Origin of the sequence: Plantactinospora sp. B6F1, from assembly GCF_040120695.1 — a bacterium.
Taxonomy (GTDB): Bacteria; Actinomycetota; Actinomycetes; order Mycobacteriales; family Micromonosporaceae; genus Plantactinospora.
In genome coordinates, this window is record NZ_JBEEAC010000008.1 from 178,485 (window position 1) to 190,136 (window position 11,652).

At 72.7% G+C, this 11,652-nt stretch carries 8 protein-coding genes; 5 read left to right on the plus strand and 3 right to left on the minus strand.

Annotation, left to right across the window (positions count from 1 at the left end; translation table 11 throughout):
* Window positions 1-22 precede the first annotated feature (22 nt).
* On the plus strand, window positions 23-1,042 hold the full coding sequence (locus ABNF97_RS13985) for a substrate-binding domain-containing protein (protein WP_130464440.1): 1,020 nt from the start codon (window positions 23-25) through the stop codon (window positions 1,040-1,042).
* Window positions 1,043-1,176: 134 nt separating this feature from the next.
* Window positions 1,177-2,445 (plus strand): serine hydroxymethyltransferase, encoded by a 1,269-nt coding sequence (gene glyA / locus ABNF97_RS13990; RefSeq protein WP_349338772.1) that lies wholly within the window; start codon window positions 1,177-1,179, stop codon window positions 2,443-2,445.
* A gap of 7 nt (window positions 2,446-2,452) precedes the next feature.
* Here the strand turns inward: glyA and ABNF97_RS13995 are convergent, their stop codons facing one another.
* A complete protein-coding gene (locus ABNF97_RS13995) occupies window positions 2,453-5,098 on the minus strand; it encodes a putative bifunctional diguanylate cyclase/phosphodiesterase (protein ID WP_349338773.1) in 2,646 nt (881 codons plus the stop codon).
* Window positions 5,099-5,490: 392 nt separating this feature from the next.
* Between ABNF97_RS13995 and ABNF97_RS14000 the strand changes: the two genes are divergently transcribed.
* Entirely contained in the window at window positions 5,491-5,916 is a 426-nt protein-coding gene (locus ABNF97_RS14000; protein ID WP_349338774.1) for a PH domain-containing protein, read from the plus strand.
* A 56-nt stretch (window positions 5,917-5,972) separates the two neighbouring features.
* Here ABNF97_RS14000 and ABNF97_RS14005 read toward each other — a convergent pair whose 3' ends face one another.
* Complete coding sequence (locus ABNF97_RS14005) at window positions 5,973-6,899, minus strand: 2-hydroxyacid dehydrogenase (RefSeq protein WP_349338775.1); 927 nt, start codon at window positions 6,897-6,899, stop codon at window positions 5,973-5,975.
* 177 nt (window positions 6,900-7,076) lie between these two features.
* Between ABNF97_RS14005 and ABNF97_RS14010 the strand changes: the two genes are divergently transcribed.
* Together ABNF97_RS14010 and ABNF97_RS14015 are read left to right on the plus strand one after the other, a co-directional pair.
* Window positions 7,077-8,255: a PQQ-dependent sugar dehydrogenase gene (locus ABNF97_RS14010; RefSeq protein ID WP_349338776.1), complete on the plus strand. Its 1,179-nt coding sequence runs from the start codon at window positions 7,077-7,079 to the stop codon at window positions 8,253-8,255.
* Between the two features lie 125 nt (window positions 8,256-8,380).
* Window positions 8,381-10,039, plus strand: coding sequence for a metallophosphoesterase (locus ABNF97_RS14015; protein WP_349338777.1), 1,659 nt, complete (start codon window positions 8,381-8,383; stop codon window positions 10,037-10,039).
* Window positions 10,040-10,062: 23 nt separating this feature from the next.
* Here ABNF97_RS14015 and gatB read toward each other — a convergent pair whose 3' ends face one another.
* Window positions 10,063-11,580, minus strand: coding sequence for an Asp-tRNA(Asn)/Glu-tRNA(Gln) amidotransferase subunit GatB (gatB, locus tag ABNF97_RS14020; protein WP_349338778.1), 1,518 nt, complete (start codon window positions 11,578-11,580; stop codon window positions 10,063-10,065).
* Between the last annotated feature and the right edge of the window lie 72 nt (window positions 11,581-11,652).

Genomic DNA, 11,652 nt, shown 5'->3' on the forward strand with positions numbered 1-11,652 from the left:
GTCGCAGACGAAGGAGCGCCGGGTGAAGCGGCCGACAATCGCGGATGTGGCCCGCCGGGCCGGGGTCTCCAAGGGCGCCGTCTCCTACGCGCTGAACGGCCAACCCGGTGTCTCGGACGCCACCCGGCAACGCATTCTCGCCATCGCCCGGGAGATCGGCTTCAACCCGAACAGCGCCGCCCGGGCGCTCTCCGGAGCCACCGCCAACGCGGTCGGGCTGGCGCTGTGCCGACCCGCCCGGATCCTCGGCATCGAACCGTTCTTCATGGAGCTGATCAGCGGCGTCGAGGCGGAACTCTCCGCCCGGTCGTACGCGCTTACCCTCCAGGTGGTGGCGAGCCCGGAGGCAGAAATCGCGGTCTACCGGCGCTGGTGGGGCGAGCGGCGGGTGGACGGCGTGCTCGTCTGCGACCTGCGGGTGGACGACCGCCGGGTGCCGGTGCTGGAGGAACTGCGCCTGCCGGCGGTGGTGATCGGCGGGCCGGGGCACAGCGGCGGGCTCGACCACGTCTGGTCGGACGAGGCGGTGGCCCTGACCGAGGTGCTCGAATACCTGGTCGCGCTCGGCCACCGCCAGATCGCCCGGGTCGGCGGACTGCCCGGGCTGCTGCACACCGAGATCCGCACCGAGGCGTTCGGTACCGTCTGCCGTCGGCTCGGCCTCGACCGGACCGTCACCGTCTCCTCCGACTACAGCGGCGAGGAGGGCGCCCGGGCTACCCGGCGCCTGCTCAGCTCCGCCGACCGACCGACCGCGATCGTGTACGACAACGACGTGATGGCGATCGCCGGGCTCTCGGTGGCCCAGGAGATGGGGCTGGCCGTCCCGACCGACGTCTCCATCGTCGCCTGGGACGACTCCCCGCTCTGCCAGCTCGTCCACCCGTCGCTGACCGCGCTGCACCGGGACATCCCGGCGTACGGCGCACACGCCGCCGGTCGGCTCCTCGCCGCCATCGCCGGCCAGCCGCTCGGCGACTTCCAGGACGAGACCGCCCACCTGATCCCGCGCGGCAGCACGGCACCGCCCCGGCAACCCTGACCGCGACCGCCGGCAACCCTGACCGCGACCGCCGGCAGCACGGCGCCGCCCGGCGCGGGGCGTCGGCTGCGGCCGTCCGACCGGCAGCCGATACCATCGGCGGCGAGGCGGAGCCCAGCCAGGAGGACGAGATCGTGCACGTACCACCGATTCCCAGCCTGACCGCCAGCGACCCGGAGCTGGCGACGCTGATCGAGTCCGAGGCCACCCGGCAGCACGACAAGCTGCGGATGATCGCCTCCGAGAACTACGTCTCGACCGCCGTCCTCGAGGCCAGCAGCACGGTGCTGACCAACAAATACTCGGAGGGCTATCCCGGCCGCCGCTACTACGAGGGCCAGCAGTTCATCGACCCGATCGAGACGCTCGCGGTGACCCGGGCCCGGGAACTCTTCGGAGTCGACCACGCCAACGTCCAGCCGTACTCCGGCTCCCCGGCGAACCTCGCCGTCTACCTGGCGTTCCTCTCCCCCGGTGACACCGTGCTCGGGATGGCGCTGCCGATGGGCGGCCACCTCACGCACGGCTGGTCGGTCTCGGCCACCGGAAAGTGGTTCAACCCGGTCCGCTACGGCGTCTCGGCGGAAACGGGCCGGATCGATCTCGACGAGGTACGTGACCTGGCCCGCCGGGAACGCCCCAAGCTGATCTTCTGCGGCGGCACCGCCGTGCCGCGCACCATCGACTTCGCCGGCTTCGCCGAGATCGCCCGCGAGGTCGGCGCCGTGCTGGTGGCCGACATCGCGCACATCGCCGGCCTGGTCGCCGGTGGGGCGCACCCGTCGCCGGTCGGGCACGCCGACGTGATCACCACCACCACGCACAAGACCCTGCGCGGCCCGCGCGGCGCCATGATCATGACGACCGCCGCGCACGCCACCGCGATCGACAAGGCGGTCTTCCCCGGTCTGCAGGGCGGTCCGCACAACCACACCACCGCCGGCATCGCGGTCGCGCTCCGGGAGGCCGGCACCGAGGAGTTCCGCCGGTACGCCCACCAGGTCGTCGCCAACGCCAAGGCGCTCGCCGCGGCGCTGACCGAACGGGGCTTCACGCTCTCCTCCGGCGGCACCGACAACCACCTGATCCTGGCCGACCTGAGCAGCAAGGGCATCGCCGGCAAGCCGGCCGCGCAGGCGCTGGACCGGGCCGGCATCGAACTCAACTACAACACGGTGCCGTACGACCCGCGCAAGCCGTTCGACCCCTCCGGCATCCGGCTCGGCACCCCGGCGCTGACCACCCGGGGCCTGACCGAGGAGCAGATGCCGCAGGTCGCGGCCTGGATGGACGAAGCGGTCACGGCCTCGCTCAAGGACGACGAGGCGACCCTCGACCGGATCGCCGGTGAGGTGCGGGAGCTGCTGGCGACGTATCCTATGCCGGGCTACGCGGCCGGCTGACCGGCCGTCAGCGGGACGGGCTGGGAAACTCCTCCAGGTACGCTTCGACCCGCTCGGCCGGAGCGGGTCGGGACAGGGCATACCCCTGGCCGAGCCTGCAGCCCGCCTTGCGGGCCTGCTCCACCTGCCCCGGCGACTCCAGGCCCTCGGCGATGATCTCCAAGCCGAAGCGTCGACCGAGGCTGACCAGTACGTCGATGAAGGGCTTGCTCTCGCCCTCCCGGTTGCCGCCCTCGGTCACCAGCGTCCGATCGACCTTGAGGAAATCGACCGGCAGCCGGCGGAGTTGGGCCAGTGACGCCTGCCCGCTGCCGAAGTCGTCCAACGCGGTCCGTACGCCCAGCGCCCGCAATCCGGCGAGCTGGGTCACCACCGCCGGCACGTCGACCCCGCCCCGCGGCTCCGCCAGCTCCAGCACCAGCCGGTCCGGCTCGATCCGGTGCTCGGCCAGCGAGGTGCCCACCCAGTGGACGAAGTCGGGTGCGACCAGTTCACCGGCCGAGATGTTGACCGACATCCAGAGCCGCCGGGGCCGGTCCGACCAGGCGGCCAACTGCCGGCAGGCGTTGTCCAGCACCCAGCGGCCCAACTCCTCGACCAGCATCAGGTCCTCGGCCACCGGCAGCAGTTCGGCCGGCAGCACCGTACCGAGCGCGGGGCTCCGCCAGCGCAGCAGCGCCTCGGTCCCCACCGGCTCCCGGTCGTCGAGGTCGAGCACCGGCTGGTAGACCAGGTCCAACTCGCCCCGCCGCAGCGCACCCGGCAGCTCGCGCTCCAGGTCGAGCCGCCGGGTGAACTGCTCCTCCAACTCGTCGTCGTACCACTCGACGCGGTTGCGGCCGAGCTGCCGGGCCCGCAGCCGGGCCAGATCGGCCCGACGGAGTACGTCGTCGACACCGTCCCCACCGGAGAGGTCGGCCAGCCCGATGCTGGCGCCGAGCTGCAGTACCGCGCCGGGCATCTGGTACGGCTCGGTGAGCCCGGTCAGCAGCCGGGTCGCCATCGCGTACGCCAGCACCGGCCGGTCCACGGTCACCACCGCGAACTCGTCCCCGCCCAGCCGGGCCACCAGGTCGGCGGCCCCGACCCCGGTCCTGAGCCGCCGGCCCGCCTCGGCGAGTACGGCGTCGCCCATCTGCCGCCCGTGCACGTCGTTGATCCCGGACGTGCCGTGCAGGTCGATCACCAGCAGCGCGCCGGTGTGCCCCGGCATCGCCCGCTGGGTGACGATCGTCCGCATCAGTTCGCGGCGGTTCGCCAGCCCGGTCAGCTCGTCGGTGAAGGCCAGCTCGTTGAGCCTGCGCTCCAGCCGCCGGCGTTCGCTGACGTCCCGGACGTGCACCACCAGCGCGGCCACCTCGGGCACGGCCCGCTGGTCGCTGATGGTGGACTCGGTGTCCCGCCAGGCACCGTGTCCGTCCAGCAGCCGGGCGGTGACCAGTTGCGGGCGCCCGGTCGGCACGTCCCGCCCGGTGAGCACGTCGGTGAGCACCCGGGTGACGTCGGCGGCGTCGTCCGGATGCATCAGGTTGGGGAACGCCCGGCCCCGCACATCCGCGTCGGAGAGCCCGAAAAGCCGGGCCGCGGTCGGCGACTGCCAGCGGATGAGCAGATCCTCGCCGACGATCATGGTCAGGTCGTTGGCGCCGGAGACCAGCGACCGGAAGTGCGCCTCCTGCTCCACCAGCCGCCTGGCGTACCGGCGGATGTCCAGCATCACCAACACCTCCCGGACCACCAGGGTCGGGATCACGGCCAGACCCAGCAGGATCGAGGTGGTGTCGAAGTGTCCGGCGGTGGCCAGGTGCCAGAGCGCGGAGAGCGTCGCCAGGATCGCCGGAATGGTCAGCAGCGGGTAGGCGGTCAGGGTGGTCTGCGGCTCGGTCGGCACGGTCGGCGGCTGCGCCGGCGGATGGGCCCGACGAGCACCGGCGGCGATCAACGCCGGGCCGGCGACCAGCGAGATGGCGACCAGCGGCAGCGCCCGCGCCGGTGCGCCGTAGGCGATCAGCGCCGCGATCAGCGAGTGCCCGAAGATCGCCAGTCCGGCGCCGGTGCCGCAGAGCGCGGCGGAGCGGCGGAACTCGTACGCCCGCAGGGTGGTGATGGTGACCACCGGCAGGCCGACGACCGCGAAGAACGCGGCGACCATGGCGAGCGGCGGCAGGCTGTCCGGCGGGATCACCCAGGCCGAGAAGGCGAGACTGATGCCGAGACTCAGCCCGTCGAATGCACGGCGCAGCCGTACCGGCACCGTGCTGGCGGCGCCGGGCAGCATCACCATGCCGAACAGGTAGAGGACGAACGCCAGCGCCAGGCCGCCGAGCGCCACCATCGAGCGGGCCCCGGCCGGCGCCAGGAGGAGGACGAGCGCGGAGAGCGCGCTGGCGACCAGGCCGAGGCCGAGGAAGCCGGCGCCCCGACACGGGCCGAAGCCGGTCTCGTTCCGGTGCAGTCGGATGGCCAGCCGGACCAGCCGGGCGGCGGCCACGGCGGCGGCCGCGCCGACCGCAGCCGCGATCGTGGCGTACGGCGGCAGCGCGCCGGCGTGGGCGGCGAGCAGGACGCCTGCGGCGAGTAGCGGGGCACCGGTTTCGGTGGTCCGGACGACCAGCCGGCGGGCTCGGCCGTCCGCGATGTGCGCCACGAACATGGCGGGAAGCCTTCGCAGAGGGGGCACGGACGTGGTGCAGGTCAGGTCGGTCCGGCCGAAGGGCCGAAACCAGTCCTATCAACCCCCAACGATCGACAGGGGGCGCGGTTACGTGTTGAATCTTTCCAAACCCCCGCCGGTGCGCGCTCGTGGCCGTAGGCGGATGCCGGGGCGCATGTGCCGCGCCGCCGGGTTGAAAAGGTTCACTCCGCTTGCTCGAAGTTCACTCCGGTGTACTCGAAGAATCTTCCCCCAGTCGGTCAAGTCCGCTCCACCCCGGCCGGCCCGGGGAGCGATTCGGGGAGCGATTCGGGCGACCCGACCGCACCCACCCGGTCCGGCCGGCCGAGGCCCACGGCCGGCCGGCCGGGTCGGGGTGCGAAAATCACCAGGTGGGAAAGACCGGCACGCTCCGCTTCCGGCACAGCCAGGCGATCTGGGTGGCCGCCCTCATCGCGTTTCTCGGTACCCTTCCGTTGGCCACCGCCCGCTGGTATCTCCTGCCGCTGCTGCTGGTTCCGCTGGCGGTCGGCGTGTGGGCCTGGCGGGCCGGCACCGACGCCGACCGGGCCGGGGTACGGATCCGGGCCCTACTGGGCGAGCGCCGGATCGCCTGGTCGGAGATCGTGGAGCTGGCGTCCGACCCGCGTGGCCAGGCGGTGGCACGACTCCGGGACGGCCGTACGGCGGCACTGCCGGCGGTCCGGGCCGCCGACCTGCCCGGCCTGGTCGCCGCCAGCGGTCAGCCGCTCGGCAGGTCCCGCCCCGCCCCCGAGTCCCGCCCCACCCCGGAGCGACCCGACCCGGCCGGTGACTGAGCACCCGGGTCAGTACCCGTCGACCCGCCCGGGTCGTACCCGTCGAGCCTCCCGGGTCAGTACCCGTCGACCACCACGTTGAGCAGCGGAGTTCCGGCCACGAACCGGCGCAGCTGCGCGCCGGCCAGCCGGTAGGCGCGCGGCAGCAGCCCGCGGACCGCTCCACCGACGTGCGGAGTGAGCAGCACGTTGGGCAGGTCCCAGAGTGGATGTCCGGCCGGCAGCGGCTCGGGCTCGGTGACGTCCAGTGCCGCCGCGAGCCGGCCGGTCGTCAGCTCGGCGACCAGGGCGTCGGTCTGGACCACCGGTCCACGGGCGGCGTTGACCAGCAGCGCACCGTCCGGCATGGCGGCGAGGAAGCCGGCATCGACCATGCCCCGGGTGGCCTCGGTCAGCGGCACCAGCAGCACCACCACGTCCGCCTCGGGCAGCAGCGCCGGCAGGTCGTCGACGCCGTACACCCGCTCGGCGGGGCGGGCGGTCCGGGCGACCATGGTCAGGTCGACCTCGAACGGCGCCAGCCGGGCCCGGGTCGCCGCCCCGATCGAACCCGCGCCGACGACGAGCACCCGCTTGCCGGCCAGCTCGTCGGTGGGGGTGACCTGGTCGTTCGACCACTCGTGCCGGGCCTGGGCGCGCGCGAAGAACGGGAACGAGCGCAGGTACGACAGGATCGCCGCGACGACCCACTCCGCAGTGGACGAATCATGCACACCGCGTGCGTCGCAGAGGGTGACGTGCCCGGCCAGCCGGCCGGCCCAGATGTCCGCCCCCGCCGAGAGCAGCTGCACCACCCGCAGGTCGGGCAGCTTGGCCGCGAGCGGCACCGCGGCGGCCTGGGCGAGGAACGGCGGCACCCAGAACCGGACTCCGGCCGGGTCCGAGGGAAGCTCGTCCGGCGCCGGCGCCACCTCCACGGTGACCCCGTCGGGGATCTCGCCGAGCAGGTCCAGGCCCTCGGGATGGGGGATCCACACCTTCACGGACGCCGACGATAGCCCTCGGCGGGCGGAACCGGACGCTCACCCCTGGCCCGGCGGGTTCTTCCGCCGCCCCGACCGGGCACGCCCGGCGGACGATCGATGGAATACCGGCGGAAGATCGATGAAATGATCGAGCGGCCCGACTGTGCGGCGCGGGTTCGGACTACCCTGGTCCGGGTGAGCGCTCGTCCGTACCCCAGACCCAGCCGTCGACGCGCGGCGGTCGCGCTCTGCGCGGCGGCCGTCCTGGCCACCGGCGGCTGTGCCTTCGGCGAGCCGGAACCGGATCCGGCCGGCGAACCGCCGAGGTTCCCCACCCCGTCGGTCTCGCCGACGCAGGGCGGGGCCGGGCAGCAGGCGGCGGCCACCGTCCTGGCGACCGGGCTGCGGGTCCCGTGGGGGATCGCGTTCCTGCCCGACGGCGGCGCGCTGGTGACCGAGCGGGACACCGCCAAGATTCTCAAGGTCGGCCCGGAGTCGGACACGAAGGGCCTCAAGGTCAGCACCGTGCAGACCGTCGCCGAGGTCGACGCGGCCGGCGAGGGCGGGCTGCTCGGCATCGCCGTCTCCCCCGACTACCAGCGGGACAAGACGGTCTTCATCTACTACTCGACGTCCGAGGACAACCGGATCGCCAAGCTCACCCTGGGCGCCCGGCCGACACCGATCGTCACCGGCATCCCGCTCTCGGGCATCCACAACGGCGGACGGCTCGGCTTCGGCCCCGACGGCTTCCTCTACGCCACCACCGGGGACGCCTCGGAGCGCGGGCTCTCCCAGGACCTCAAGAGCCTCGGCGGCAAGATCCTCCGGATGACACCGGCCGGCAAGCCGGCGCCGGGCAACCCGTTCCCGAACTCCCTGGTCTGGTCCTACGGGCACCGCAACGTGCAGGGCATCGCCTGGGACGGCAACAAGCGGCTGTACGCCACCGAGTTCGGCCAGAACCAGTGGGACGAGATCAACCTGATCCTGCCGGGCAAGAACTACGGCTGGCCCGAGGTCGAGGGGCGCGGCGGCGGGGCGGACGCCGAGAAGTACGTCGATCCGCTGGTCACCTGGACCACCGCCGAGGCGTCCTGCTCCGGCGCGGCGATGATCGACCGGGTCTTCGTCGCGGCCTGCCTGCGGGGCGAGCGGCTCTGGCTGGTGGAACTCACCGCGAACGGCACGGTGCTGGGCCAGCCCCGCCCGCTGCTGGTCGGCGAGTACGGTCGGCTCCGGGCCGCGGTAGCCGCGCCGGACGGCTCATTGTGGATCTCGACCTCCAACCACGACGGCAAGCGGAATCCCGCCCCGGACGACGACCGGATCATCCGGCTGGTCTTCTCCGGCGGTGCGGCCGGAAAGAGCTGACCTGCCCGGCGCGAGCGGGAGCCGGGCCGGCAGGGGCCGGGAGGCCGGCTCCTACCCGGGGTGGAAATGGCCCCGGAGCTGCGGCGGGTTGTGAAGATGTCGCTTTGGGCAGGTGATGATGGAGCATGGACAGGCGGAGGAATGACACCCGAGCCGCCGGGGGCGCATCGCCCCCGGCGGCTCGGCGTGTGCTGCTCCCGGAGACCTTCGCCCGCCGGGTCGGCCCCGCCGCCCGTGCCGCGGTACGGGGCGGTCGCGCCGTCCTGACCTCGAAACCGAGCCGTCGGGCCGGAACCGCACTGTCGATCATCGGCGTCACCGTGCTCGGGATCGTGCTCGGCGCCCTGCTCGCCGGGCGGATGCAGACCGACATCGGGCCGTTCCGGGCGGAAATGGCGATCACACCCTCGCTCGACGGCGGCACCACGGTCACCATTCCGCCGCTCGGCGCGCTTCAGCTCAGCAGTCATGCCGGTCCGGCGCACCTCTCGGTCCGGCTCGGCTCCCTCGACCAGGGCCGCACCGAGGCGCTGATCGACGACCCGGCCAGCATCAGCCGGGCCAGCCAGACCGCGGTCAGTGACGTGACCAACGGGGTGATCCGGGTCGGCGTACGCACCATCGCGGTCTCCGTACTGGCCAGCATGATCCTGGCGGCGCTGGTCTTCCGGCGTACCCGCCGGGTGGCCTGGGCCGGTGGACTGGCGCTGGTGATCACCGGCGGCAGCCTGGGCATCGCCGCGCTGACCTTCCGGCCCGACTCGATCGAGGAGCCCCGGTACGAGGGGTTGCTGGTCAACGCCCCGGCGATCGTCGGCGACGCCCGGCGGATCGCCAACGACTACAGTCGGTACGCCGACCAGCTCCAGCGGATGGTCGGCAACGTCAGCCAGCTCTACACCACGGTCTCCACCCTGCCGGTCTTCGAGCAGGAGCAGGGCACCGTACGGGTGCTGCACGTCTCCGACCTGCACCTGAATCCGACCGCCTGGCAGGTGGTCCGGACCGTCGTGGAACAGTTCAAGATCGACGTGGTGATCGACACCGGAGACATGACCGACTGGGGCAGCGAGCCGGAGGCGTCGTTCGTCGGCTCCATCGGCCTGCTGAAGGTCCCGTACGTCTTCATCCGTGGCAACCACGACTCGCCGGCCACCGCCGCCGCCGTCGAACGGCAGCCGAACGCGGTCGTGCTGGACAACTCCATCGTCGACATCGCCGGGTTGACCATCGCGGGCATCGGGGACCCCCGGTTCACCCCGGACAAGGAGACCTCGCCGGCCGGGTCCGGCAGTCTGCAGGAGACCGTCGACCAGGTGGCCGGGGCCGGGCAGAAGCTCGCCTCGACGATCCGGGTCTCCGGCAAGCCGGTCGACATCGCCCTGGTGCACGATCCGGCGTCGGCCGGCGCGCTCTCCGGCGTCGTACCGCTGGTGCTCGCCGGGCACACCCACCACCGGGAGGTACGCGAACTGCCCCGGGTGCCGGGCGCGATGCCGACCCAACTCCAGGTGCAGGGCTCCACCGGCGGGGCGGGGCTGCGCGGACTGGAGGGTGACGAGCCGACTCCGCTGGCGATGTCCGTGCTCTACTTCGACCAGCAGCAGGCGCTCCAGGCGTACGACGACATCCTGCTCGGCGGCACCGGCGAGGCCCAGGTCAACCTGGAACGGCACGTGGTCGAGGAGCCGGAGCCGCCAACCCCGGCCACCCCGACCCCGACAACGCCCACCCCGGTCCCGCCGGCCGGCGCCCCACCACCGGACCCGACCCCCACCGGCTGACCCCGCCAGCGCCGGGATGTGTCTCAGCCCTCGACGCCGAGCCGGGACAGGATCAGCGAACGGACGGTCTTGGCGTCCGCTCCCCGGGTGCTCTTCATGACCGCCCCGACCAGGGCACCGGCCGCGGCCACCTTGCCGTCCCGCACCTTGGCCGCGATGTCCGGATTGGCGGCGATCGCCTCGTCCACGGCGACGGTCAGCGCCCCGGTGTCGGAGACCACCTCCAGCCCCCGCGCGGCCATGATCTCGCTCGGCGAGCCCTCGCCGGCCACCACACCCTCCAGCACGGTGCGGGCCAGCTTGTCGTTGAGCTTGCCCGCGTCGACCAGCTTCTGCAGCTCCGCCACCTGGACCGGGGTGGCGCCCACGGCGGCCAGCTCGACACCGGCCTCGTTGGCCCGCCGGGACAGCTCGCCGAGCCACCACTTCCGGGCGCCGGCCGGGGTGGTGCCGGCGGCCACCGTCTGCTCGATCAGCTCGACCGCACCGGCGTTCAGCACCGACTGCATGTCGTGGTCGTTGAGCCCCCACTCCTGCTGCAACCGCCGCCGGTGCACCCGGGGCAGCTCCGGCAGCGCCGCCTTCAGCTCGGCGACCCAGGCCGGGTCCGGGGCCAGCGGCACCAGGTCGGGCTCCGGGAAGTAGCGGTAGTCGGTGGCGGTCTCCTTGGACCGGCCCGACGTGGTGTCGCCGGTGTCCTCGTGGAAGTGCCGGGTCTCCTGCACGATCCGGCCGCCGGAGTCGAGCACGGCCGCCTGGCGCAACATCTCCGAGCGGACCGCCCGCTCGACCGAACGCAGCGAGTTGACGTTCTTGGTCTCGGTCCGGGTGCCCCACTGGGCCGACCCGGCCGGCGACAGCGACGTGTTCACGTCGCAGCGCAGCGAGCCCTCCTCCATCCGGACGTCCGAGACGTCGAGCGAGCGGATCACGTCCCGCAGCTCGGTGACGTACGCCCGGGCCACGATCGGGGCCTTCGCGCCGGTGCCCGGAATCGGCTTGGTGACGATCTCGACCAGCGGGATGCCGGCCCGGTTGTAGTCGACCAGCGACTCGGTCGCGCCGTGGATCCGCCCGGTGGCGCCGCCGACGTGCAGGGTCTTGCCGGTGTCCTCCTCCAGGTGCACCCTCTCGATGCCGATCCGGAACAGCTCGGGCTGGCCAGCCTCGCCGACGATCTCCACGTCGAGCCAGCCGTCCACGCAGAGCGGCTCGTCGTACTGGCTGATCTGGTAGTTCTTCGGCATGTCCGGGTAGAAGTAGTTCTTCCGGGCGAACCGGCTCCACGGCGCGATCGAGCAGTTCAGCGCGAGGCCGATCCGGATCGTCGCCTCGATCGCGGCCCGGTTGGCCACCGGCAGCGAGCCGGGCAGCCCGAGGCAGACCGGGCAGACCCGGGTGTTCGGCTCGCCGCCGAAGTCGGTTGGGCAGCCGCAGAACATCTTGGTCTTCGTGCCCAGCTCGACGTGGGTCTCCAGGCCGATCACCGGGGCGTAGCGCTCGACGACGTCGTCGTACGAGGGCAGGACGGTCGTGCTCATCTAGACTCCAGCTCTCGGGCGGCAGCCGGCCCCCCGGCGGCATCCGGACAGAACCCTGCAAGCCTAATCGTT

Coding starts and splice junctions, on each gene's coding strand:
- ABNF97_RS13995 (WP_349338773.1), bottom strand. CDS start 5,098: ATGTTCGTGGCGCACATCGCGGACGGCCGAGCCCGCCGGCTGGTCGTC.
- ABNF97_RS14015 (WP_349338777.1), top strand. CDS start 8,381: ATGGACAGGCGGAGGAATGACACCCGAGCCGCCGGGGGCGCATCGCCC.
- gatB (WP_349338778.1), bottom strand. CDS start 11,580: ATGAGCACGACCGTCCTGCCCTCGTACGACGACGTCGTCGAGCGCTAC.